This window comes from Micromonospora sp. CNZ303 (genome assembly GCF_004345505.1).
Window position 1 is genome coordinate 344,150 of record NZ_SLVT01000001.1, and the last position, 23,055, is coordinate 367,204.

Genomic DNA, 23,055 nt, shown 5'->3' on the forward strand with positions numbered 1-23,055 from the left:
TATGCACGATGCCCCGCCGCCACCCCTCGACCGACAGGGCATCGGCCGCTCCCGTCGCCGCGCTGTATCAGCGCTCCGACACCTGACTCAACGACGCCCCCACGGACGGGTTACGCGCCCCCGGCAACATCGCCCGGACGGCTGACATCGGGCCGAAGTCGCGGAAAGGCCGCGCGACGCCGCCGATTGTGCATTACCACACAACGTGCACCCGCTCGGTTGCCGGCGGTGTCCACCTCGCTAGGCTGCGCCCAATGGCCTGTTTCGAGTGATGACAGGCGTCAAACTGTTTTCCATAACGCTGGTGGCGGCGCGACGGCGCGCCGCGGAGACGGGACGGGACGCGCAAACGTGGACCTGTACGAGTACCAGGGGCGGGACCTGTTCGAGCGGCACGGCTTGCCCGTGCTCGCCGGCGGCGTCGCCACGACCCCGGAGGAGGCCCGCGCGATCGCCGAACGCCTCGGCGGTCGGGTGGTCGTCAAGGCGCAGGTGAAGGTCGGTGGCCGTGGCAAGGCCGGCGGCGTGAAGCTGGCCGAGGGCGCCGAGGAGACGGTGGCCCGCGCCACCGACATCCTGGGCATGGACATCAAGGGCCACACCGTCCACAAGGTCATGATCACGGTGACCGCGGACGTGGCCGAGGAGTACTACTTCTCCTACCTGCTCGACCGGGCGAACCGCACCTTCCTCTGCATCGCCAGCGTCGCCGGCGGCATGGACATCGAGCAGGTCGCCGCCGAGACCCCGGAGAAGGTCGTCAAGGCCCCGATCGACGCCAACACCGGTGTCGACGAGGCGAAGGCGCGCGAGATCGTCACCGCCGCCAACTTCCCGGCCGAGGTCGCCGACCAGGTCGTCGAGGCCGCCGTGGGGCTGTGGAAGGCCTTCGTCGCCGAGGACGCCACGCTGGTCGAGGTGAACCCGCTGGCCAAGACCGGCGAGGGCAAGCTGCTGCTGCTCGACGCCAAGGTCACCCTCGACGAGAACGCCGCGTTCCGGCACCCGGACCACGAGGCGCTGGTCGACCAGGCCGCGGTGGACCCGCTGGAGCAGGCCGCCAAGGAGAAGGACCTCAACTACGTCAAGCTCGACGGCGAGGTCGGGATCATCGGCAACGGCGCCGGCCTGGTCATGTCGACCCTCGACGTGGTCGCGTACGCCGGTGAGCGGCACGGCGGCGTCAAGCCGGCCAACTTCCTCGACATCGGCGGTGGCGCGAGCGCCGCGGTGATGGCGAACGGGCTGGAGATCGTCCTGTCCGACCCGTCGGTGAAGAGCGTCTTCGTCAACGTCTTCGGCGGCATCACCGCCTGCGACGAGGTCGCCAACGGCATCGTGCAGGCGTTGGCCCTGCTCGAGCAGCGCGGCGAGCAGGTCACCAAGCCGCTGGTCGTCCGCCTCGACGGCAACAACGCCGAGGCCGGCCGGGCGATCCTGGACGGCGCGAACAACCCGCTGGTCCAGCGGGTCGACACGATGGATGGCGCGGCCGAGCGGGCCGCCGAGCTGGCGGCTGCGGGGGTCTGACAATGGCTATCTGGCTGACCAAGGACTCGAAGGTCATCGTCCAGGGGATGACCGGTTCCGAGGGTTCCAAGCACACCCGGCGGATGCTCGCCGCGGGCACCAACGTCGTCGGCGGCGTCAACCCGCGCAAGGCGGGCCAGACGGTCGACTTCGACGGCACCGAGCTGCCGGTCTTCGCCAGCGTCGCGGACGCGATGGCGCAGACCGGTGCGGACGTGACCGTGATCTTCGTCCCGCCGCAGTTCACCAAGGGCGCGGTCGTCGAGGCGATCGACGCCGGCATCGACCTGGCCGTGGTGATCACCGAGGGCGTGCCGGTGCACGACACGGCCGCGTTCTGGGCGTACAACGTCGCCAAGGGGGAGCGGACCCGGATCATCGGTCCGAACTGCCCGGGCATCGCCTCGCCGGGCGCCTCCAACGCCGGCATCATCCCGGCCGACATCACCGGCACCGGCCGCATCGGCCTGGTCAGCAAGAGCGGCACGCTGACCTACCAGATGATGTACGAGCTGCGCGACATCGGCTTCTCGACCTGCGTCGGCATCGGCGGTGACCCGATCATCGGCACCACCCACATCGACGCGCTCGCCGCGTTCGAGGCCGACCCGGAGACCGACGCGATCGTCATGATCGGTGAGATCGGTGGCGACGCCGAGGAGCGGGCCGCCGAGTTCATCAAGGCGAACGTGACCAAGCCGGTGGTCGGCTACATCGCCGGCTTCACCGCGCCGCCCGGCAAGACCATGGGCCACGCCGGTGCGATCATCTCCGGCTCGGCGGGCACCGCCGAGGCCAAGAAGGACGCGCTGGAGGCGGTCGGCGTCAAGGTCGGCAAGACCCCGACCGAGACCGCCAAGCTCATGCGGGAGATCATGTCCGCGGGCTGAGCCCGAGCGACGTACGACCGGAGGGCCGACCGTTCGCGGTCGGCCCTCCGCCGTCGTGGCGCGGCGGCCCCGGTCGCCGTGGGGCGGGTGGCCTCAGTCGTTGTAGAGCGGGTAGTTGCCGCCGGCCCAGAGGACGCCGCTGCCGATGATGTTGAGCACGCCGAACGCGATCGCCAGGTAGCCGAGCACGGGCGACTGGCCGAAGCGCTTGGCGTCCCGGATCGACAGGTAACCGAAGACGATCCCCAGGATGCCGCAGCAGAGCAGGCCGAGGATGATGCCGAGCACGCCCCACAGCGTCGTGCGGTCGCGACCGGCCGCGGACGGCGCCGGCGGGGGCGGCGGATACGGAGTGTTCACGGCTCTCCTCAGGACGTCGGTGCCGCGACCCTGCGGTCGCGTCCCTGCGCCCGAGGCTAGACCGGATCGGGGGCCCGAGATGGTGGATCACGGAACTCGTCGCCGCTGCGGGGCGGTATCGGACTGCCACCGCGGGCCCGGCATGCCAGAGTAGACGCGATGTCCTCCGTCACCCCTGATCAGCCCAGCCGTCCCGGCGCCGACGTCGGCCCCGGCGCCCGGCCGGCCGCGCCCGTCGGGCGGAGCCGGCGGGTGCCCGCGCCGCGCGCCGGCGAGCCGCGCCGCAGCCGCGCCCCGCTCGCCGTCGCCGCCGGGGTCGCCGCCGGGTGGGCGGCGCTCACCTCCTGGCTGCCGGTCGTGGTCGTGCTCTGGCTGTTCCAGCTCAGCGAGGGTGCCGCCTCCGTGCCGGGCGCGCTGCGCGCCGGGCTGGCCGGCTGGCTGCTCGGGCACGGCGTGCCGCTGGACACCGCCGCCGGCCCGCTGGGGCTGGCCCCGCTGGCGCTGACCGCCCTGGTCGTCTGGCGGCTGACCCGGGCGGGCGTGCACGCCAGCCGGGCCATCGGCGCGCGGGGCGGCCGGTCACCCCGGCAGGCGCTCCTCGCCGCCGGCGCGGTCGGCGTCGCGTACGCGCTGCTCGGGGTGCTCGGCGCGGTGCTGGCCGGCGCGTCACCGGTGCGCGCCGGGCTGACCCTCCTGGTGCTCGGCACGCTCGGGGCCCTGGTGGGCTCGGTCCGGACCACGCGCGTGGCCGGCCTGCTCGTCGCGCGGTCCCCGGAGGCGCTGCGCGACGGGATCCGCACCGGGCTCGTCGCCGGGCTGCTGCTGTTCGGCGCGGGGGCCGGCGCGGCGGGGCTCGCCGTGGCCACCGGCGGCGGGGACGCCGCCGACCTGATCGGGGCCTACCGCACCGGGGTCGCCGGTCAGGCCGGAATCACGCTGGTCAGCCTCGCCTACGCGCCCAACGCCACGATCTGGTCGGTCAGCTACCTGCTCGGCCCGGGTTTCGCCGTCGGCACCGACACGGCGGTACGCACCAGCGAGGTCTCCGTGGGGGCGCTGCCGGCCGTACCGCTGCTGGCCGGGCTGCCGCGCGGGCCGGTCGACGGGCTCGGCGCCGGGCTGCTCGCGGTGCCGGTCCTCGCCGGGATGGCCGCGGGCTGGCTGCTGGCCCGCCGGCTGCTCCGGCTCGCCGCCGACGACCGGGCACCGCTGCGCTGGGGGCCGCTGCTCGGGGCGGCGGCGCTCGCCGGCCCGGTGGCCGGCCTGCTGCTGGGCGCCGCCGCAGCCGCCTCCGCCGGATCGCTCGGCGGCGGCCGGCTGGTCCAGGTGGGGCCCGTCGCCTGGCAGGTGGCGGCGGTGGCGACCGCGGTCGTCACGGTCGGGGCACTGATCGGCGCCGCCGCGACCCGGGTGCTGTCCCGGGTGCCCCGCTGAGGGCCTCCAAGACGCCGAAGGGGCGCCCCGAACGGGCCGGGACGCCCCTGTCGCATGACGGTCAGGGCTGGTTGGGCAGCGTCAGGCTGAAGCCCAGGAAGATGATCTGGAGCAGGCCGAGCACGACGCCGATGGCGCCGCAGATCAGACCGGCGAGGGCCTGACCGTTGTTGTCGGCCAGCCCCTGGGCGGCCTTCTGCTTGCCCAACCACCCGGTCACCAGCGCACCGATGCCCAGCGGGATGCCGAGGTAGCAGCAGACCATCGGGATCGAGGCGATGCCGAGGATCATGGACACCAGACCGAGGGTGTTCTGCTGCTGCCCAGGCCCCTTCGCGGCGAATCCCGCGTTGGGGTACATGGGCGGCTGCGAGTACGCCTGCTGGCCGTACGGATCCTGGTACGGCTGCTGCCCGTACGGCTGACCCGGCGCCGGCTGCCCGTAGGGCTGGCCCGAGGTGGGCGGCTGCCCGTAGGGCTGGCCCGAGGTGGGCGGCTGGCCGTAGGGGTCCTGCTGGCCGTACGGGTTCTGCTGGCCATACGGATCCTGCGGCGCGGCGTACGGGTCGTTCGGCTGCCCGGAGACGGGCGGCTGGCCGTACGGCGTCGCCGGCGGTGGGGCGTACGGATCGTGGTGCGGCTGCTGGCCGTACGGATCCTGTCCGGGGTAACCGGGCTGCATGCGACTCCTCGTCCGATCTGTCAGTAGCTGCTGGTGGAGGTGTCGCCGCCCACCACACCGGCGAGCCCACCGAGCAGGCAGCACACCAGCACGATCACGTACCAGCTGATGCCGACGATGAGCGCCCACTTGGACCACTTCTTCGACTCGGCGGCGGCGGCCTGGGCCCCGGCGTAGTCGCCCTGCTGGAGCAGCGGGTTCACCTTCGAGGCGTTGATGATCGCCGGGATGGCCAGCGGCCAGAAGAGGAAGATGGCGACGATCGACATCGTCATGTTGTTGTTGATCTGCGGCTGCTGCGGCTGGTATCCGGGCTGCATTTCGGCGTACTCCTCATTCCACTCGACACCCCCGCGGGGCGTCGGATCACTGACGGGTGCGGGCCGACGCGCGCCGGGCCCGAGCGACCGGCAGCGTACCTGGTCCGGACCGTTCGCGTCGTCGGTGAATGTCGCAATGCCCAGCGGATGGAAGCGGCGGCAGGCCCGATAGGGTGGCCCGGTGACCGAGCCCGCGCCCGTCGCCCGCATCGTCGTCCTCGTCTCCGGCTCCGGAAGCAACCTCCAGGCCCTGCTCGATGCGAGCGCCGATCCGGCGTACGGGGCCCGGGTGGTGGCCGTCGGCGCCGACCGCGACGGCATCGCGGGCCTGGACCGGGCCGCCGCGGCCGGTGTGCCGACCTTCGTCGAGCGGGTCGCCGACCATCCCGCCCGCGAGGACTGGGACGCCGCGCTGACCGCCCGCGTCGCCGAGCACCGGCCCGACCTGGTCGTCTCCGCCGGCTTCCTCAAGCTGGTCGGCCCGCGCTTCCTGGCCGCATTCGGCGACCGCTACCTGAACACGCACAACACGCTGCTGCCGGCGTTCCCCGGCATCCACGGCCCGCGCGACGCCCTCGCCTACGGCGTGAAGGTCACCGGGGCCACGCTCTTCTTCGTCGACGCCGGCATGGACACCGGCCCGATCGTCGCGCAGGTCGCCGTGCCGGTGCGCGACGACGACGACGTCGAGACGCTCACCGAGCGCATCAAGGAAGCCGAGCGGCACCAGCTCGTCGAGCAGGTGGGCCGCCTGGTCCGCGAAGGTTGGACGATCACCGGAAGAAAGGTCACGGTCCCGTGAGTTCCACTCAGGACGAACGCCGCCCGATCAGGCGGGCGCTGGTCAGCGTCTACGACAAGACCGGCCTGGTCGAGCTGGCCCGGGCGCTGCACGCGGCCGGGGTGGAGCTCGTCTCGACCGGCAGCACGGCCTCGGCCATCGCCGGCGCGGGGGTGCCGGTGACGCCGGTCGAGACGGTGACGGGCTTCCCGGAGATCCTCGACGGGCGGGTCAAGACGCTGCACCCGAAGGTGCACGGCGGGCTCCTCGCCGACCTGCGTAAGGACTCCCACGTCGCCCAGCTCGACGAGCACGGCATCGCCGGTATCGACCTGCTGGTGTCCAACCTCTACCCGTTCCAGGCCACCGTCGCCTCCGGCGCGGGCGTCGAGGAGTGCGTCGAGCAGATCGACATCGGCGGGCCGGCGATGGTCCGGGCGGCGGCCAAGAACCACGCCTCGGTCGCCGTGGTGACCGACCCGGCCGCGTACCCGGCCCTGCTCGCCGCGCTCGGCGAGGGCGGCTTCACGCTGGCCCAGCGGCGCGTGCTGGCCGCCCGCGCCTTCGCCGTCATCGCCGAGTACGACGTGGCGGTGGCCGAGTGGTGCGCCGCCACGCTGGCGCCCGAGGAGGACGGCTGGCCGGACTTCGCCGGGCTGTCGCTGCGCCGGCAGGCGGTGCTGCGCTACGGCGAGAACCCGCACCAGCCGGCGGCGCTCTACGTCGACCCGTCCAGCCCGGCCGGGCTCGCCCAGGCCGAGCAGCTGCACGGCAAGGAGATGTCCTACAACAACTACGTCGACGCGGACGCGGCGTGGCGGGCGGCCAACGACTTCGCCGACCAGCCGGCGGTGGCGATCATCAAGCACGCCAACCCGTGCGGGATCGCGGTGGGCGCCGACGTGGCCGAGGCGCACCGCAAGGCGCACGCCTGCGACCCGGTGTCCGCGTACGGCGGGGTGATCGCGGTCAACCGGCCGGTCTCGGTCGAGCTGGCCCGGCAGGTGTCGGAGATCTTCACCGAGGTGCTGGTGGCGCCCGGCTTCGACGAGGGCGCGGCGGAGATCCTCCAGGCCAAGAAGAACATCCGGCTGCTGCACGCGCCGGCCTACGCCCCGCTGCCGGCCGAGTGGCGGCAGGTCACCGGCGGCGTACTGGTGCAGATGGCCGACCGGATCGACGCCGAGGGCGACGACCCGGCCAACTGGCGACTGGCCACCGGCGAGCCGGCGGACGAGGCGACCCTGCGCGACCTGGCCTTCGCCTGGCGGGCGGTACGCGCGGTGAAGAGCAACGCGATCCTGCTGGCCTCCGACGGCGCGACGGTCGGCGTCGGGATGGGCCAGGTCAACCGGGTCGACTCCGCCCAGCTCGCGGTAAGCCGGGCCGGCGCGGACCGGGCCCGTGGCGCGGTGTGCGCCTCGGACGCGTTCTTCCCCTTCGCCGACGGCCCGCAGATCCTCATCGATGCCGGCGTCCGCGCGATCGTGCAGCCGGGCGGCTCGATCCGCGACGAGGAGGTGATCGCCGCCGCCAAGCAGGCCGGCATCACCATGTACTTCACCTCCACCCGCCACTTCTTCCACTAACCCCCGCTCCTCCTCCCCCTCCCCGTCCCTCCCCGTCCCCTCCCTCCGGGGCCGATCATGCAGTTGTGGTGCCCCGCGAAAGGGGCGAAGGCGGGCGATCCGCCCACCACAACTGCATGATCGACGCGAGAGGGCGGGCGGGGTGGGTGGGTCAGGGGGTGGGGCGGAGGGCGGCGAAGTGGCAGGCCGAGGGGTGGGGGTCCGCGGCGCGGAGGACCGTGTGGGGTTCCTGGGTGGCGCAGACCTCCTGGGCCTTCCAGCAGCGGGTGCGGAAGTGGCAGCCGCTCGGCGGGTCGGCCGGGCTCGGCACGTCGCCGGTGAGGCGGATCATGGTGCGCCGGTCGCGGGCCTCCGGGTCGGGCACCGGCACGGCCGAGAGCAGCGCCTGGGTGTACGGGTGGGTGGCGCGCTCGTAGATCTCGTCCTCGGTGCCGATCTCCACGATCTTGCCGAGGTACATGACCGCGACGCGGTCCGAGATGTGGCGGACCACCGACAGGTCATGCGCGATGAAGATGTACGACAGGCCGAACTCGTCCTGGAGCTTCTCCAGCAGGTTGATCACCTGGGCCTGGATCGACACGTCCAGGGCGCTGACCGGCTCGTCGCAGACGATGATCTCGGGCCGCAGGGCGAGCGCGCGGGCGATGCCGATGCGCTGCCGCTGGCCGCCGGAGAACTGGTGCGGGTAGCGGTTGATGTGCTCGGGGTTCAGGCCGACCACGTCGAGCAGCTCCCGCACCCGGCCCCGCCGGCTGCCCTTCGGCGCGGCGTCCGGGTGGATCTCGAACGGCTCGCCGATGATGTCGCCGACCGTCATGCGCGGGTTCAGCGAGGTGTACGGGTCCTGCATCACCATCTGCATGTTGCGCCGCAGCCGGCGCAGCTCCGCACCGGAGGCGGAGAACAGGTCCCCCCCCTCCAGGGTGGCCCGGCCGGCGGTCGGCGTCTCCAGCCGCATCAGCAGCCGGGCCAGCGTCGACTTGCCGCAGCCCGACTCGCCGACCACCCCGAGGGTCTCGCCCCGGCGCAGCTCGAAGCTGACCCCGTCGACGGCCTTGACGGCGCCGACCTGCCGCTGGAAGAGCACGCCCCGGCGGATCGGGAAGTGCTTGACCACGTTGTCGACGGCGAGGATCGTCTCGCCGCGCACCTTGGTCGGGCTAGCGGGCGCTGTCATCACGGACCTCCTGGGCGAAGTGGCACGCGCTGGTCCGGCCGTCGCCCAGGACCAGGTCGTGCGGCACCACGTCGACGCAGACCTGCTGCACGTACGGGCACCGGGGGTGGAACGGGCAGCCGGACGGGATCCGCATCAGGTTGGGCGGCAGCCCCCTGATCGTGGAGAGCTCCTGACCCCGGACGTCCATCCGCGGGATCGACTCCAGCAACCCCTTCGTGTACGGGTGGGCCGGCGCCCGGTACAGCGAGCGGACGTCGGCGTGCTCGACGATCCGGCCGGCGTACATGACGGCGATCCGGTCCGCGACGCCGGCGACCACACCGAGGTCGTGCGTGATCAGGATCATCGCCGTGCCGAGGTCGCGGCGCAGGTCGGCCAGCAGGTCCATGATCTGGGCCTGCACGGTGACGTCCAGGGCCGTGGTCGGCTCGTCGGCGATCAGCACCTTCGGGTTCATGGCCAGCGCCATCGCGATCATGACGCGCTGCCGCATGCCGCCGGAGAACTGGTGCGGGTAGTCGCCGAGCCGGCTGGCGGCGGCGGGGATCCGTACCAGGTCCATCAGCTCGACGACGCGGGCACGGGCGTCCGCCTTCGACATGCCCTCGCGCTGGCGCAGCGTCTCGCCGATCTGCCAGCCCACTCCGAAGACGGGGTTCAGCGCGGAGAGGGCGTCCTGGAAGATGATCGCGATCTCCTTGCCGCGTACCTGCCGGCGCTGCTCCTCCGGCAGCTTCAGCAGGTCGCGCCCCTGGTAGAGGATCTCGCCGGAGCGGATCACGGCCGGGGGAGTGTCGAGGATGCCCATGATCGCCTGGGCGGTGACCGACTTGCCGGAGCCCGACTCGCCGAGCACGGCGAGCGTCTCGCCGGGATCGAGGTGGTACGAGACCCCGTTGATCACCCTGGCCACGCCCTCGCCGGTGCGGAACTCGACGTGCAGGTCCCGTACCTCCAGCAGGTGCCCGCCCTCGGGCGTGGGTGAGGCCGGCGTGGGTCGGACGGCGGACTGGCTCACGGTTCACGCCTTTCGCTCGTGACTGAAGGCTCGCTCGCATGCGTCAGCGCAGTTTCGGGTCGAAGGCGTCGCGGATCGCGTCGCCGAGCATGATGAACGCCAGCACGGTCAGTGCCAGGAACGTCGAGGGGACCAGCAGCGGGGTGACCGACTCCCGCATGTGCACCCGGCCGGCGTCGATGTCGATGCCCCAGGAGATGGTCGGCGCCCTGAGCCCGATGCCGAGGAAGCTCAGCGTCGCCTCGGCGGCGATGAACGAGCCGAGGGCGATCGTCAGCACCACGATCGCCGGGGCGAGCGCGTTCGGCAGGATGTGCCGCAGCATGATCCGGCCGTCGCCGGCGCCGAGCATCCGGGCCGCCGCGACGTAGTCCTGCTCCTTGGCGGTGATCACGGAGGAGCGGACGACGCGGGCGGCGGTGGTCCAGCCGAGGATCGACAGCACGAAGATGACCGCGCCGATCCGGACCGCCGAGCTGTCGCTGTTGACCCGCTTGAGCAGCACGATCGCGGCGAGCAGGAGCGGGATGCCGAGGACGACGTCGACCACCCGGGAGAGCACCGCGTCGACCCAGCGGCCGAAGTAGCCGGCCAGCATCCCCACGGCGAGCGCGATCAGGCCGGTGAGCAGCGCGGAGAGCGCGCCGACCAGCAGCGACGCGCGGGCGCCGTAGACCGCCCTGGCGTACGTGTCGCAGCCCTGGAAGTCGTACCCGAGGATCGCCCCGCCGGACGGCCCGGCGTGCTGACGGGCCAGCACGCAGTCGCGCGGGTCGTTCGCGGTGAACAGCCCGGGCACGGCGGCCATGGCGGCGACCAGCACCACCAGGGCGAGGCTGATCCAGAAGATCGGCTTGCGGCGCAGGTCGCGCCAGGCGTCGCCGGCCAGGCTGCGGGGCTTCTGCGGTACGCCGACCTGGTTCGGCGCGCCGGGCTCACCCGACGGCCCCCGCCGCGCGGCCTGGTTCTCGCTCGCCGCGACGGTCTCGAAGTCACTCATGCCCGCACCTCGCTGCGCTCACTCGTGCCCGCACCTCGCTGCGCTCGGCGCCGGCACGAAACACTGCGCTGCCGATTCGTTCGCTGCGCTCACTCATAGCGGATCCTCGGGTCGAGTACGGCGTACAGGACGTCCACCACCAGGTTGGAGACGAGGTAGACCACGACGAGCACGCTGACGATGCCCACCACCAGCGGGCCGTCCTCGGTGCGGATGCCGCGGAAGAGGTTGAAGCCGACGCCGGGGATGTTGAACACACCCTCGGTGATGATCGCGCCGCTCATCAGGTTGCCCAGCTCGACGCCGAGGAAGGTGACCACCGGGATGAGCGAGTTGCGCAGCACGTGGACGCTGACGATCCGCCGTCTGACGAGGCCCTTCGACCGGGCGGTGCGGACGTAGTCGGCGCGCAGGTTCTCGGCCACGGACGTCCGGGTCAGCCGTAGCGCGGTGGCCAGCGAGAGCGAGCCGAGCACGATGCCCGGCAGCAGGAGCGCGTACAGGTCCGGGTCGGCGCCGGCGGTGGCCGGGAAGAGCTGCCACTTGACGCCGAGGAGGTACTGCGCCAGCGGCGCGAGCACGATCGTCGGGATGCCGAGCACCAGCAGGGTCAGCAGCAGGGTCGAGTTGTCGAAGATGCTGGCCCGCCGGATGCCGGCGAGTACGCCCGCGGTGACCCCGAAGAGGATGGTGACCGCCATGGCGATCAGCGCCAGCTTGACCGTGACGGGCCAGGCGGCGGCCAGGATGTCGCCGATCGAGCGTCCGGTGAGGGACTGCCCGAGGTCACCCTGGAGCAGGTTCTTCAGGTAGTCGAAGTAGCGGTAGAAGAAGCCGCCGACCCCGGTCCGGTCGAGGTGGAACTTCTCCGTCAGGTATGCCCGCTGGGCCGCCGTGACCGGGCGCTCACCGGCGAGCGCCTGGATGGGATCGCCCTGGCCGGCGAACATCAGCGCGTAGACGATCAGCGTGGTCCCGAAGAACGCGAGGACCATCTGGAGCAGACGCCGCAGGATGAAGCGGAACATACTTGGCAGTCTGGCGGAAAAAGTGCGAAGAGGAAGGCGGGTCGGGCCACCGTCCGCCGATGGCCCGACCCGTCCTGCCGTGTTACTTGACGGCCTCGATCTGCACGAGGTCGATCCGGTCGAAGAGATCCATCTCCACGTTCGTCACCTTGGTGGAGTGGCCGAAGTTGTTCTGGCCGTACCGCAGCGGGATCACCGGCAGGTCCTCCGCGAGCAGGTCCTCGGCCGCCTGGTACTTCTTGATCGCCTCTTCCTCGTTCGCGGCGCTGGTGCCCTCGGCGACCAGCTTGTCGAACTCGGGGTTGCTGTAGCCGTAGTAGTTCGACGAGCCGTTGCTGCTGTAGAGCGGGCCCAGGTAGTTCTCCATGGACGGGTAGTCCATGACCCAACCCATCCGGAACAGGCCGACCGGCTGCTTGGCCTTCACCTTGGTCAGCAGGTCCGCGAACTTCGGCTCGGCGGTGCCCACGCAGTCCACGCCCAGGTTGGTCTTGAGCTGGTTGCAGGTCGCGTCGATCCAGTCCTTGTGGCCGCCGTCGCCGTTGTAGGACAGCTCGATCCTCGCCGGGCCGCCCGCGGCCTGGTACAGACTCTTGGCCTTGGCCGGGTCGAACTCGCCGGCCTCGCCGATGGTGTTGTCGCGGTAGCCCGCGACGACCGGCGAGACGAACGAGCGGGCCGGCTGCTGCGAGTCCTTGAAGATCGACTTGGTGATCTCGTCCCGGTCGATCGCCATCGAGATGGCCTTGCGCACGTCCGGGTTGCTGAACTCCTTCTGGAACGTCGGGAAGGCCAGCACCTGGAGCGACGAGGCGGAGCTCTGCTTGAACCGGTCACCGAGGTCGGTGCCGGCCGTCGAGAGGTTCTCGGTCGGGATGGTCTTGATGACGTCCAGGTTGTCCGAGAGCACGTCCGCGTACGCGGCGGTCGGCTGCTGGTAGATCCGGAACTCGACGCCGGCCACCTTCGGCTTCTCGCCCGGGAAGGCGTCGTACTTCTCGACCTCGACCTTGGCGTCGTGCTGCCAGGTGCCCTTCATCTTGAACGGGCCCTGACCGACCGGCGCCTGCTCGTAGCCCTCGGCCAGCACGCCGGGCGCGGAGAACGCGGCCTTCGGCATCGGGTAGAAGGCGGTGTAGCCGAGCACGGACTTGAACTCGCTGTACGGCTCCGACAGCGTGACGGTGAAGGTCAGGTCGTCGACCTTCTTCAGCCCGCTGAGCGTCTTGGCCTTCGGGGTCTCGCCCTGCATGTCCTCGTAGCCGGCGATCTTCTCGAAGAAGTAGCTGGAGTTCTGGCCGTTCGGGGCATAGGCGCCGTAGTTCCAGGCGTCGACGTAGTTGTCGGCGGTGACCTTCTCGCCGTTGTGGAAGGTGTAGCCGTCCTTCAGCTTGACCGTCCAGGTCGTGTTGTCCTCGGACGTCACCGACTCGGCCGCCACCTCGTGGGGCTTGTTGGCCTCGTCGTAGTCGACCAGCGGGCTGAACAGGGCGGCGAGCACCTGCGAGCCGCTCGTCTCGTTGGTGTTGGTCGGCACCAGGTGCTGCGGCTCGGCGATCTCGATCCGCACGGCCGCGTCGGGGTTGCTCTCGCCGGATCCACCGTCGCCGCCCGAGCCGCAGGCCACCAGGCCCAGGGTCACCGCGAGCGGGAGGGCGGTCCAGGCAGCGAGCCTACGAACACGCATGTAGCCTCCTCATCTCCTCACGCTGCGCAGTCAGGCCCGGCGCTGGGTTTACGCTGCGCAACGTTGGGCAACGGTAGGTCGCCGTCCGACGATCGACAACGGGAGGGTTGCGAACCGATAACGGAGTCACCGTCGTGGCCTTGTCGTGGCGGGCCGGATCTGCTAACGCCGTGCCGCTGCGGATGTGATGCTGGGCAGCGGGGACTCTCGACGCGGTCGGCGTCCGGCGCGCCCGGTCCGCCCGTTCGCGCCGGCCCGGCCCGGCCGTGCCCCTCCGTCGCCCCGGTCGCCCGGGAGTCCGGTTCCAGCCGGGCTTCGCCGGTCGCCGCGTCACTCAGAGTGATTAACCGCACGTCACTCTTAGTGGTCACATTGCGGGCTTGGCGCAGGTCGTCGGATCGCCGGCCGCCGACCGTGAGACGATCTGGGCGTGACGGCGACGCTTCTGGACGGCAAGGCGACCGCGGCCGAGATCAAGGACGAGCTGCGGACACGGGTCAAGGCACTGGCGGAACGCGGCATCACCCCCGGGCTCGGCACCGTCCTGGTGGGTGCGGACCCCGGCTCCCAGGCGTACGTCAACGGCAAGCACCGCGACTGCGCCGAGGTGGGGGTCGCCTCGATCCGCCGCGAGCTGCCGGCCGACGCGACCCAGGCGCAGGTCGACGCCGTACTCGCCGAGCTGAACGCCGACCCGGCCTGCCACGGCTACATCGTCCAGCTGCCGCTGCCGGGCCACCTCGACACCCAGCGGGTGCTGGAGCTGATCGACCCCGACAAGGACGCCGACGGCCTGCACCCGGTCAACCTCGGCCGGCTCGTCCTGGGCTACGACGCCCCGCTGCCCTGCACCCCGCGCGGCATCGTCGAGCTGCTCCGCCGGCACGACGTGCCGCTGCGCGGGGCCAAGGTCGCCGTGGTCGGCCGCGGCAACACCGTAGGCCGCCCGCTCGGCCTGCTGCTCACCCGCCGCAGCGAGAACGCCACCGTGACCCTCTGCCACACCGGCACCCTCGACCTGGCCTCGCACACCCGGGCCGCCGACATCGTCATCGTGGCCGCCGGCGTGCCGGGCCTGCTCACCGCCGACATGCTCACGCCGGGCGCGGTCGTGGTCGACGTCGGCATCACCCGGGTCATCGGCCCGGACGGCAAGGGCCGCTACACCGGCGACGTCGCCGGTGACGCGGCGGAGGTGGCCGGCAAGCTGGTGCCCATGCCGGGCGGCGTCGGCCCGATGACCCGCGCGATGCTGCTGACCAACGTCGTGGAGCGGGCCGAGCGCGACTGAGGCGTCAGGAAGGGCACCTTCCTGACGCCTGAGGTAGAGGAAGGGCCCCTTCCTTACACCTGGGGGACGGCCGTGACGTTCGCCCCATCCCGGCGATGGTCGCCTCCCCTGACCTGTTCGGTGCCAGGATGACTGATACGGTCCGGAAAACCGACTGGTAGCAGGGAGTGGGACGACCATGGGTAAGAAGGTCACTGTCGTCGGGGCCGGCTTCTACGGCTCCACCACCGCACAGCGCCTGGCCGAGTACGACGTCTTCGACACCGTCGTGATCACCGACATCGTGGAGGGCAAGCCCGCAGGTCTCGCCCTGGACCTCAACCAGTCGCGCGCCATCGAGGGCTTCGAGACCAAGGTGGTCGGCGCGACCACCGGCCCGAACGGCGAGGGCTACGAGGCGATCGAGGGCTCGGACGTCGTGGTGATCACCGCCGGCCTGCCGCGCAAGCCGGGCATGAGCCGCATGGACCTGCTCGAGACGAACGCGAAGATCGTCCGTCAGGTCTCCGAGAACGTCGCCAAGTACGCCCCGAACGCCGTCGTCATCGTCGTGTCCAACCCGCTCGACGAGATGACCGCGCTGGCCCAGCTCGCCACCCAGTTCCCGAAGAACCGGGTGCTCGGCCAGGCTGGCATGCTGGACACCGCCCGGTTCACCAACTTCGTGGCCGAGGCGCTGGGCGTACCGGTGAAGTCGGTGAAGACGCTGACCCTCGGCTCGCACGGCGACACGATGGTGCCGGTGCCGTCGCAGAGCACGGTCGACGGCAAGCCGCTGCGTGAGGCCATGCCGGCCGAGCAGATCGAGGAGCTGGTCGTCAAGACCCGCAACGGCGGCGCCGAGGTGGTCGCGCTGCTCAAGACCGGTTCGGCGTACTACGCGCCGTCGGCCGCCGCCGCCCGGATGGCGAAGGCCGTCGCGGAGGACTCCGGCGAGGTCATGCCGGTCTGCGCCTGGGTCGACGGCGAGTACGGCATCTCCGGCGTCTACCTGGGTGTCGAGGCCGCGATCGGCGCCGAGGGCGTCAAGCGGGTCGTCGAGACGGACCTGGACGCCGACGAGCTGGCCAGCCTGAAGGAGGCCGCCGAGGCCGTCCGTGCCAAGCAGGGCGACGTCGCCTCCATGTGACCCACCACCCGTCGAGGGGGCACGCCGGTCCGCCGGCGTGCCCCCTCGTCGTATCGGGAAGCGGCGTCGCCGCTGTAGGGCGCTCCCGCCCTACAGCGTCACGAACGCCTCGCCCAGGTGCGGGGTGGCGAGCACTGCGGGCCCGCGCGCGGCCAGGTCGCGCAGCAGCCCCACCCGCGAGGCACGCGCCGCGGCGGCGTCCTCCTCGTGGGCGTACGCCAGCTCGGGGTCGACCAGTTGCACGGCGTGCACCAGCAGGTCGCCGGTGAGCAGCACCCGCTCGTCGGCCACCTCCAGCAGCACCGACTGGTGCCCGGGCGTGTGCCCCGGGGTCGGCAGCAGCCGTACCGTCGGATCCAGCCTCTCCTCGCCGTCGACGACCCGGAGCTGGCCGGCGGCGCGCAACGGCGCGACCAGGCCGGCCGACAGCCCCGGGTTGAGCTGTCCCACGGCGGCCAGCTCGGCCCGCTGGAGCAGGTAGTCGGCGTTCGGGAAGTACGGCGTCCCCGGTGAGCCGGTGACCGCCCAGCCGACGTGGTCGCTGTGCAGGTGGGTGAGCACCACCGTGCGTACGTCGGCCGGGTCGATGCCGGCGGCGGCGAGTTCGGCCGGCAGCCGGCCGGGCACCGGCGCCCAGCTCGCGGCGGGGGAGCCGGCCGGGCCGATCCCGGCGTCGACCAGGGTCACCGGCCCGTCCCCGGCGCGGATGGCGAAGCTGCGGAACGGCAGCCACCACCGCCCGTCGGCGGTCACCGCGCCCGGGTCACGCCGGTCGGCCGCGCGCCAGTGCTCCGGCGTGGCGTCCGGGAACGCCTCCGCGCGGGGCTGGAAGAACGGCCCCTCGCCGTCGGTGAGCGCGGTGACCGTGATAGACCCGAGGATGCGGCTCGGCGGCATCCGGCGATCATGCCAGCGGTCCCGTGCGCCGTGCACGTCGTTTGTTCCGGCCCGACCGAGGCCGGCTGGGGACTGCCGATCAGTTTCCAGTACGCTCGTACTGCTTGAGCACGAGTCCCCCGAGAGGAGCGCCGGCCGATGGCGAAGATCAAGGTAAACAACCCGGTCGTTGAGCTCGACGGCGACGAGATGACCCGGATCATCTGGAAGCAGATCCGGGAGCAGCTGATCCTGCCCTACCTCGACGTCGACCTGCACTACTACGACCTGTCGATCCAGCACCGCGACGAGACCGACGACCAGGTCACCGTCGATGCCGCCAACGCCATCAAGGAGCACGGCGTCGGCGTCAAGTGCGCGACCATCACCCCGGACGAGGCCCGGGTGGAGGAGTTCGGCCTGAAGAAGATGTGGCGGTCGCCGAACGGCACGATCCGCAACATCCTCGGCGGCGTCGTCTTCCGCGAGCCGATCATCATGTCCAACGTGCCGCGGCTGGTCCCCGGCTGGACCAAGCCGATCATCATCGGCCGGCACGCCCACGGTGACCAGTACAAGGCCACCGACTTCGTCGTCCCCGGCCCGGGCACGGTGACCATCACCTACACCCCGGCCGACGGCGGCGAGCCGATGGAGATGGAGGTCGCCAACTTCCCCGGCGGCGGCATCGCCATGGGCATGTACAACTACGACGAGTCGATCCGGGACTTCGCCCGCGCCTCGTTCCGCTACGGCCTGGACCGCAACTACCCGGTCTACATGTCGACCAAGAACACCATCCTCAAGGCGTACGACGGCCGGTTCAAGGACATCTTCGCCGAGGTGTTCGAGGCCGAGTTCAAGGCCGAGTTCGACGCCGCCGGTCTCACCTACGAGCACCGGCTCATCGACGACATGGTCGCCGCCGCGCTCAAGTGGGAGGGCGGCTACGTCTGGGCCTGCAAGAACTACGACGGTGACGTGCAGTCCGACACCGTCGCGCAGGGCTTCGGCTCGCTGGGCCTGATGACCTCGGTGCTGCTCTCCCCGGACGGCCGTACGGTCGAGGCCGAGGCCGCGCACGGCACGGTCACCCGGCACTACCGGCAGTGGCAGAAGGGCGAGAAGACCTCGACCAACCCGATCGCGTCGATCTACGCCTGGACCCGGGGCCTGGCCCACCGGGGCAAGCTGGACGGCACCCCGGCGGTCACCGAGTTCGCCAACACCCTGGAGCAGGTCATCGTCGACACCGTCGAGGGCGGCCAGATGACCAAGGACCTCTCGCTGCTCATCTCGCGGGACGCGCCGTGGCTGACCACCGACGAGTTCATGAACGCGCTCGACGAGAACCTGGCGCGCAAGCTCTCCGCCTGATCCTCTCCGCGCCTTCCGACGGCACCTGACGGTGCTGCCGCCGCATCACCAGGAGCCCGCCGGCACCCGCCGGCGGGCTCCCGCCGTCCCGCCGCCTACCGTTCGCGTCGGGCGCCCGAGATCTTGGTAGGAAACAGCCCCTCCAGGGGCGGTCTCCTACCAAGATCTGTCCGGATCACCCGGGGTCGGCGACGTCCGTCGCCATCGGTAGGTGTGGGCAGGGAGGGGAGGGCCGGGCGGGTGCACGAGTGTGCGACAGGGTGGCAGTTTCTTGGCGGCGTGTCGGCGGGTGACGCGCCGTTGGCGTCACCTACTTCGGCGCGCCTCGTTGACCTGGGTGGACGAGATGCCAGTCGCGTCCAGGAAGGTTGACCGCGGTCGCCTCGCGGCAAGCGTGCCGATCAGCCAGCCTTCCCGGCTGTCGCGCACAGCCAGCCGTCCCTTCCCTGCGGGGGGCCCTGTCCCGGGCCCCCCGCGCCCTGTCCCCGCCACCCATTCCCGGTCGCCCCGTGCGCCGGCTCCGGCCCACCGGGTGCTGCCAGCGCGTCGCCAGGCGTTAGGAAGGGCACCTTCCTCTACCGAGGGCGTTAGGAAGGTGCCCTTTCTTTCAGGCGGCGCGGAGGAGTTCGGCGGCGCGCTCCGGGGCGATGTCGTTGATGAAGACGCCCATCGCGGACTCCGAGCCCGCCAGGTACTTCAGCTTGTCCTTCGCGCGCCGGATGCTGAACAGCTGCAGGTGCAGGTGGCCCAGCTCGCGGTCGACGCGTACCGGCGCCTGGTGCCAGGCGGAGATGTAGGGCATCGGCACGTCGAACAGCCCGTCGAAGCGGCGCAGCAGGTCCAGGTAGAGCCGCCCGAAGGCGTCCCGCTCGGCGTCGTCGAGGGCGGGGATGTCCGGCACCGGCCGGTGCGGGGCCACGTGCACCTCGAACGGCCAGCGGGCCGCCGCCGGGACGTACGCCGTCCAGTGCTCGTTCTCGGCGACCACCCGCGTGCCCGCGGCCCGCTCGGCGGCGAGCACGTCGGCGTAGAGGTTGCGCCCGCCGGTGCGTTCCGCGTGCCGGCGGGCGGCGGCCAGCAGCGCCCGGGTCCGTGGGGTCACGAAGGGGTACGCGTAGATCTGGCCGTGCGGGTGGTGCAGGGTCACGCCGATCTCCACGCCCCGGTTCTCGAAGCAGAACACCTGCTCCACCCCGGGCAGCTCCGCGAGCGCCGACGTGCGGTCGGCGAGCGCGTCGAGGACGGTACGCACCCGGCGTGGCGGGAGGGACGCGAAGGACGCGTTGTGGTCGTCGGTGAAGCAGACCACCTCGCAGCGGCCCCGACCCGGGCGGACCGGGGTGAACGGGGTGATCTCGGCGGGCTCCTCGGCCACCCGGCCGCTCAGGGAGGGGAACCGGTTCTCGAAGACGGCGACGTCGTAGTCGGGCGCCGGGATCTCGCTCTGCCGGCCGTCGGTGCTGGGGCAGAGCGGGCACTGGTCGGCGGGCGGGAGGAAGGTGCGCGTCTGCCGGTGTACGGCGACGGCCACCCACTCGTCGGTGAGCGGGTCCAGGCGTAGCTGCGACGCGGGCGGCGGCGGGGGCAGGTCGCGCCGGTCCGGCTGGTCGCGGGCGGCGTCGTCCCGTTCGTCGAAGTAGATCAGCTCCCGGCCGTCGGCCAGCGCGATCGCGGTGCGCTTCACCTCGCCATCCCCTCATCTGTCGTCGTGGCCGTCCGCCCCGCGCCCGTGCCGGGGGGCACGACCACCAGTTCGCCCACCCGGTCGTCGAGCGCCCGCTGCGCATCGGGGGGCAGCCGGTCGTCGGTGACCAGCACGTGGGCGGCGGAAAGCTCAACGATCGAGGAGATGCCGACGGTGCCCCACTTGGTGTGGTCGGCGAGCACGACCAGCCGGTCGGCGGCGGCCACCAGGGCGCGGTCGGTCTCCGCCTCCATCAGGTTCGGTGTGGTGAACCCGGCCCGCTCCGTGATGCCGTGCACGCCGAGGAAGAGCAGGTCCAGGTGCAGCGACCGGATGGCGGCGACGGCCAGCGGCCCGACCAGCGCGTCCGACGGCGTACGCACCCCGCCGGTGAGCACCACGGTCTGGTCGGACCGGCCGCCGGCGTGCAGGATCTCGGCCACCGGCAGCGAGTTGGTGACGACGGTCAGGCCCGGCACGTCGACCAGTCGACGGGCCAGCTCGGCGGTGGTGGTGCCGGCGGAGAGGGCGACCGCCGCCCCGGGGCGGACCAGCTCGGCGGCGCGGCCGGCGATGGCCGCCTTCTCCGCCAGTTGCCGCACCGACTTGGCCCGGAAGCCCGGTTCGTCGGTCGAGCCGGGGCCGGCCACCGTGGCGCCGCCGTGCACCTTGGCCAGCAGGCCGCGCTCGTGCAGCGCCTCCAGGTCGCGGCGGATGGTCATGTCCGAGACGCCGTACTCGGCGGCCAGCTCGGTGACCCGCACGCCGCCGGTGGCGCGGACCCGGTCCAGGATGGCCGCCTGCCGTTGCTGAGCGAGCATCCGCCGCACCTCCGTGCCAGCCGCGCGCCCTCACGCGGTCGAACGTGTTCGAACAAGAATGAACACTAGCGCGAAGGAGGGGAACACCGGTAGGCGGAGGGCGCAATCAGATGGCCTGGAGCCGGGGTTCGACCCAGCCCGTCTCGTTCAGGTGGTGCAGGACGGCCTCGACCGCCTCGTCGATCGTCATGTCGCTGGTGTCGACCACCAGGTCCGCGTCGGTCGGCACCTCGTAGGGGTCGTCGACGCCGGTCATCCCGGTGAGCAGGCCGGCCCGGGCCCGGGCGTAGAGGCCCTTGCGGTCGCGCTGCTCGCAGACCTCCAGCGGGGTCGCCACGTGCACCAGCACGAAACCCGCACCGGCGGCCAGCGCCATCTCCCGGGCGGTCGCGCGGGCCTGGGCGTACGGGGCGATCGGGCAGCAGATGCCGACGCCGTGGTGCCGGGCGATCTCCGCCGCCACCCAGCCGATCCGGCGCACGTTGAGGTCCCGGTCGGCCTTGCTGAAGCCCAGCCCGGCGGAGAGCTCGCGGCGCACCACGTCGCCGTCGAGCAGCGTGACGCTCCGGTCGCCCTGCTCGCGCAGCACGTCGGCCAGGCCCCGGGCGATCGTCGACTTGCCGGAGCCCGAGAGCCCGGTCAGGAAGACCACCAGGCCCCGGTAGCGCCGCGGCGGCCGGGCCCGGGCCAGCTCCTTCGCGACCGCGGGCGGGGTGTGCCACTCGGGGAGCGGGAAACCCCGGTCCAGCAGGTCGTCGATCTCCGGCTGGGTCAGCGCCAGGCGCCGGTTGCGGGGCGGGATGTCCTCCCGCCAGCGCCACTGCCCGTCGCGGTTGTCGTAGGCCAACTCGCGCGGCACCAGCACCCGCAGGCCGGCGCCGGAGAGCATCTCGCCGGTGGAGAGCAGGTGCGTGACGCCGTACGCCGCCGACACCCGGGCCCGCAGCAGCGCGTCGCTGATCTCGTCGCGCCGGCGGGACAACGGGACGGCGACGAGCGTGGCCGGCGGCATCCGGTCGCGGGCGGCGAAGACGCCGCGTACGAGCGACTCCGGCGGCAACCCGCCGAGGCCGTCCTCGCCGACCGGGATCATCACCAGCAGGTGGGCGCCGAGCGTGCGGACCGCGTGGGCGATCTGGGCGAGCTGCGGCCGGTGCAGCGGGCGGTCGGCGATCACCCCGAGCACCCGCCCGGACGGCAGCAGCGGGCGTACCTCCTCGGGGGTGCGGCGCAGCCGCTGGAAGGGGCCGTGACCGCCGTCGCCGAGCCGGCGGACCGTGCCCCCGACGCCGGCCACCCCGTCGCGGACCTGCCACGCGTCGGCGACCTCCAGCGCCGCGACCGGCGCGCCCTCCCCGTCGGTGAGCACCAGGGTGCGGCGTGCCCCGTCGCGCGGGTCGAGACCCTGGGCGAGCGCCGTCGGCACCTGGAGGGTCACCGGCACCGGCCACGGTGAGCCGTCGGCGAGCCGGCCCCGCCGACTCACCGAGACCAGGTCGGCGCGGGTCATGAAGCCGGCCAGCGGGGCGTACGCCCCGATCAGCAGCAGCTCCAGGTCAGCCAGCTCGCCAGGGCGCGGCGTGTACGCCGGCGCGTCCCGGAGCACCTCGTCGGGCAGCACCCAGCTGTTGCTCATCCATCCCCCAAACGACACTGACCGGCACACAGTTTCTCAGCCGCCCGGCGATCGGTCGAGAGCACCACTCCACTGGCGGCTCAGCCGGCGGGCGACGGCGGCCGGCGGGTCAGCGGGGCGGGGCCAGGGACGCGGCCCCGAAGGAGACGGCGAACCGCTTGCACCAGATGGAGACGCTGGTCAGGCCCGTCAGGTCGACGTCGGCCGGGATGTCGTAACCCTGGTCGCCCCGATTGCCCTTGAGCCGGCCCAGCTCGACCCACCGGCCGTCGTCGAAGACCCGCCACCCGGCGGTGCCGCTGCGCACCGGCTGGTCGGTGAGCCAGACCCGCAGGTCCGGGCCGTTGGAGGTGGCCAGGCCGACGAGTTCCAGCCGGTGCCGCCCGTCGGGGGCGCGGACGATGCGCGCGCTGCCCGACGTGTCGTGCTCGTGGGTCACGAAGTCGCCCTGCCTGACCAGGACCGGCCCGGCGGGGGAGGGCGCCGCGCCCGTGGCGGAACCCGTCGGCGCCGGCGTGGCCGCCACGCTCGAGAGTGCCTCGTCGACCTCGGCGTCGGTGACCAGCTTCCAGGGCTGGAACCAGTAGAGGCCGAAAGCCGAGCCGGCGGCGAGGACGGCGACCACCACCCACGTCAGCGGCGCGCGGAACAGTCGGGTCATGCCCACAGTGTGTCGGCCCGGGCCGCGTCCTGTCTGCCCCGTGCCGCGTGACGGGGGCCGATGCGTGCCGACGGTGCC

Annotated in this window: 21 protein-coding genes; 8 read left to right on the forward strand and 13 right to left on the reverse strand. The window is 72.2% G+C overall.

Annotation, left to right across the window (positions count from 1 at the left end):
* Positions 1–351: 351 nt before the first annotated feature.
* Both sucC and sucD read left to right on the forward strand, forming a co-directional pair.
* A complete protein-coding gene (gene sucC / locus EV374_RS01695) occupies positions 352–1,530 on the forward strand; it encodes an ADP-forming succinate--CoA ligase subunit beta (protein ID WP_132230989.1) in 1,179 nt (392 codons plus the stop codon).
* Between the two features lie 2 nt (positions 1,531–1,532).
* Positions 1,533–2,420: a succinate--CoA ligase subunit alpha gene (gene sucD / locus EV374_RS01700; protein WP_132230990.1), complete on the forward strand. Its 888-nt coding sequence runs from the start codon at positions 1,533–1,535 to the stop codon at positions 2,418–2,420.
* A gap of 93 nt (positions 2,421–2,513) precedes the next feature.
* Here the strand turns inward: sucD and EV374_RS01705 are convergent, their stop codons facing one another.
* Positions 2,514–2,780, reverse strand: coding sequence for a DUF4190 domain-containing protein (locus EV374_RS01705; RefSeq protein WP_132230991.1), 267 nt, complete (start codon positions 2,778–2,780; stop codon positions 2,514–2,516).
* 159 nt (positions 2,781–2,939) lie between these two features.
* On the opposite strand from EV374_RS01705, the gene EV374_RS01710 reads away from it, so the two are divergent.
* The gene (locus EV374_RS01710; RefSeq protein WP_132230992.1) at positions 2,940–4,214 is read left to right on the forward strand and encodes a cell division protein PerM; all 1,275 of its coding nucleotides are present in this window, start codon (positions 2,940–2,942) and stop codon (positions 4,212–4,214) included.
* A gap of 61 nt (positions 4,215–4,275) precedes the next feature.
* Here EV374_RS01710 and EV374_RS01715 read toward each other — a convergent pair whose 3' ends face one another.
* Together EV374_RS01715 and EV374_RS01720 are read right to left on the reverse strand one after the other, a co-directional pair.
* Complete coding sequence (locus EV374_RS01715) at positions 4,276–4,896, reverse strand: DUF4190 domain-containing protein (RefSeq protein WP_132230993.1); 621 nt, start codon at positions 4,894–4,896, stop codon at positions 4,276–4,278.
* Between the two features lie 20 nt (positions 4,897–4,916).
* The gene (locus EV374_RS01720; RefSeq protein ID WP_132230994.1) at positions 4,917–5,216 is read right to left on the reverse strand and encodes a CD225/dispanin family protein; all 300 of its coding nucleotides are present in this window, start codon (positions 5,214–5,216) and stop codon (positions 4,917–4,919) included.
* 181 nt (positions 5,217–5,397) lie between these two features.
* On the opposite strand from EV374_RS01720, the gene purN reads away from it, so the two are divergent.
* Together purN and purH are read left to right on the forward strand one after the other, a co-directional pair.
* Positions 5,398–6,018, forward strand: a complete 621-nt coding sequence (gene purN / locus EV374_RS01725) for a phosphoribosylglycinamide formyltransferase (protein ID WP_132230995.1) — start codon at positions 5,398–5,400, stop codon at positions 6,016–6,018.
* Entirely contained in the window at positions 6,015–7,586 is a 1,572-nt protein-coding gene (gene purH / locus EV374_RS01730) for a bifunctional phosphoribosylaminoimidazolecarboxamide formyltransferase/IMP cyclohydrolase (protein ID WP_132230996.1), read from the forward strand. Before purN ends, purH begins: the two co-directional genes overlap by 4 nt.
* Before the next feature lie 151 nt (positions 7,587–7,737).
* Here purH and EV374_RS01735 read toward each other — a convergent pair whose 3' ends face one another.
* The 5 genes from EV374_RS01735 to EV374_RS01755 all read right to left on the reverse strand — a co-directional run bounded on the left by EV374_RS01735 (position 7,738) and on the right by EV374_RS01755 (position 13,502).
* A complete protein-coding gene (locus tag EV374_RS01735; protein ID WP_132230997.1) occupies positions 7,738–8,766 on the reverse strand; it encodes a dipeptide ABC transporter ATP-binding protein in 1,029 nt (342 codons plus the stop codon).
* Entirely contained in the window at positions 8,750–9,787 is a 1,038-nt protein-coding gene (locus tag EV374_RS01740) for an ABC transporter ATP-binding protein (RefSeq protein WP_132230998.1), read from the reverse strand. Before EV374_RS01740 ends, EV374_RS01735 begins: the two co-directional genes overlap by 17 nt.
* Before the next feature lie 43 nt (positions 9,788–9,830).
* Positions 9,831–10,787, reverse strand: a complete 957-nt coding sequence (locus EV374_RS01745) for an ABC transporter permease (protein ID WP_132230999.1) — start codon at positions 10,785–10,787, stop codon at positions 9,831–9,833.
* 89 nt (positions 10,788–10,876) lie between these two features.
* Positions 10,877–11,815 (reverse strand): ABC transporter permease, encoded by a 939-nt coding sequence (locus EV374_RS01750; protein WP_132231000.1) that lies wholly within the window; start codon positions 11,813–11,815, stop codon positions 10,877–10,879.
* Between the two features lie 82 nt (positions 11,816–11,897).
* On the reverse strand, positions 11,898–13,502 hold the full coding sequence (locus tag EV374_RS01755; RefSeq protein ID WP_132231001.1) for an ABC transporter substrate-binding protein: 1,605 nt from the start codon (positions 13,500–13,502) through the stop codon (positions 11,898–11,900).
* 430 nt (positions 13,503–13,932) lie between these two features.
* Here EV374_RS01755 and EV374_RS01760 point away from each other — a divergent pair, with 430 nt between their 5' ends.
* Entirely contained in the window at positions 13,933–14,793 is an 861-nt protein-coding gene (locus EV374_RS01760; RefSeq protein ID WP_132231002.1) for a bifunctional methylenetetrahydrofolate dehydrogenase/methenyltetrahydrofolate cyclohydrolase, read from the forward strand.
* Between the two features lie 178 nt (positions 14,794–14,971).
* Positions 14,972–15,922, forward strand: coding sequence for a malate dehydrogenase (gene mdh, locus EV374_RS01765; RefSeq protein WP_088998471.1), 951 nt, complete (start codon positions 14,972–14,974; stop codon positions 15,920–15,922).
* Between the two features lie 90 nt (positions 15,923–16,012).
* Here mdh and EV374_RS01770 read toward each other — a convergent pair whose 3' ends face one another.
* Positions 16,013–16,819, reverse strand: a complete 807-nt coding sequence (locus tag EV374_RS01770; RefSeq protein WP_132231003.1) for an MBL fold metallo-hydrolase — start codon at positions 16,817–16,819, stop codon at positions 16,013–16,015.
* Between the two features lie 138 nt (positions 16,820–16,957).
* On the opposite strand from EV374_RS01770, the gene EV374_RS01775 reads away from it, so the two are divergent.
* Entirely contained in the window at positions 16,958–18,175 is a 1,218-nt protein-coding gene (locus tag EV374_RS01775; protein ID WP_132231004.1) for an NADP-dependent isocitrate dehydrogenase, read from the forward strand.
* A 607-nt stretch (positions 18,176–18,782) separates the two neighbouring features.
* Here the strand turns inward: EV374_RS01775 and galT are convergent.
* The 4 genes from galT to EV374_RS01795 all read right to left on the reverse strand — a co-directional run bounded on the left by galT (position 18,783) and on the right by EV374_RS01795 (position 22,977).
* Complete coding sequence (gene galT, locus EV374_RS01780) at positions 18,783–19,859, reverse strand: galactose-1-phosphate uridylyltransferase (RefSeq protein ID WP_132231005.1); 1,077 nt, start codon at positions 19,857–19,859, stop codon at positions 18,783–18,785.
* Positions 19,856–20,680, reverse strand: a complete 825-nt coding sequence (locus EV374_RS01785) for a DeoR/GlpR family DNA-binding transcription regulator (RefSeq protein WP_132231006.1) — start codon at positions 20,678–20,680, stop codon at positions 19,856–19,858. The genes galT and EV374_RS01785 overlap by 4 nt, the downstream gene beginning before the upstream one ends.
* A gap of 106 nt (positions 20,681–20,786) precedes the next feature.
* Positions 20,787–22,316, reverse strand: a complete 1,530-nt coding sequence (gene cysC / locus EV374_RS01790) for an adenylyl-sulfate kinase (protein ID WP_132231007.1) — start codon at positions 22,314–22,316, stop codon at positions 20,787–20,789.
* A gap of 109 nt (positions 22,317–22,425) precedes the next feature.
* Positions 22,426–22,977, reverse strand: a complete 552-nt coding sequence (locus tag EV374_RS01795) for a DM13 domain-containing protein (RefSeq protein WP_132231008.1) — start codon at positions 22,975–22,977, stop codon at positions 22,426–22,428.
* Positions 22,978–23,055: the final 78 nt, after the last annotated feature.

What these genes read in the sequence shown, in the direction of transcription:
- EV374_RS01745 (WP_132230999.1), bottom strand. Translation starts at nt 10,787, where the DNA reads ATGAGTGACTTCGAGACCGTCGCGGCGAGCGAGAACCAGGCCGCGCGG.
- EV374_RS01735 (WP_132230997.1), bottom strand. Translation starts at nt 8,766, where the DNA reads ATGACAGCGCCCGCTAGCCCGACCAAGGTGCGCGGCGAGACGATCCTC.
- sucD (WP_132230990.1), top strand. Translation starts at nt 1,533, where the DNA reads ATGGCTATCTGGCTGACCAAGGACTCGAAGGTCATCGTCCAGGGGATG.
- EV374_RS01715 (WP_132230993.1), bottom strand. Translation starts at nt 4,896, where the DNA reads ATGCAGCCCGGTTACCCCGGACAGGATCCGTACGGCCAGCAGCCGCAC.
- EV374_RS01710 (WP_132230992.1), top strand. Translation starts at nt 2,940, where the DNA reads ATGTCCTCCGTCACCCCTGATCAGCCCAGCCGTCCCGGCGCCGACGTC.
- EV374_RS01755 (WP_132231001.1), bottom strand. Translation starts at nt 13,502, where the DNA reads ATGCGTGTTCGTAGGCTCGCTGCCTGGACCGCCCTCCCGCTCGCGGTG.
- EV374_RS01795 (WP_132231008.1), bottom strand. Translation starts at nt 22,977, where the DNA reads ATGACCCGACTGTTCCGCGCGCCGCTGACGTGGGTGGTGGTCGCCGTC.
- EV374_RS01785 (WP_132231006.1), bottom strand. Translation starts at nt 20,680, where the DNA reads ATGCTCGCTCAGCAACGGCAGGCGGCCATCCTGGACCGGGTCCGCGCC.
- EV374_RS01750 (WP_132231000.1), bottom strand. Translation starts at nt 11,815, where the DNA reads ATGTTCCGCTTCATCCTGCGGCGTCTGCTCCAGATGGTCCTCGCGTTC.
- mdh (WP_088998471.1), top strand. Translation starts at nt 14,972, where the DNA reads ATGGGTAAGAAGGTCACTGTCGTCGGGGCCGGCTTCTACGGCTCCACC.
- cysC (WP_132231007.1), bottom strand. Translation starts at nt 22,316, where the DNA reads ATGAGCAACAGCTGGGTGCTGCCCGACGAGGTGCTCCGGGACGCGCCG.
- EV374_RS01775 (WP_132231004.1), top strand. Translation starts at nt 16,958, where the DNA reads ATGGCGAAGATCAAGGTAAACAACCCGGTCGTTGAGCTCGACGGCGAC.
- EV374_RS01720 (WP_132230994.1), bottom strand. Translation starts at nt 5,216, where the DNA reads ATGCAGCCCGGATACCAGCCGCAGCAGCCGCAGATCAACAACAACATG.
- EV374_RS01770 (WP_132231003.1), bottom strand. Translation starts at nt 16,819, where the DNA reads ATGCCGCCGAGCCGCATCCTCGGGTCTATCACGGTCACCGCGCTCACC.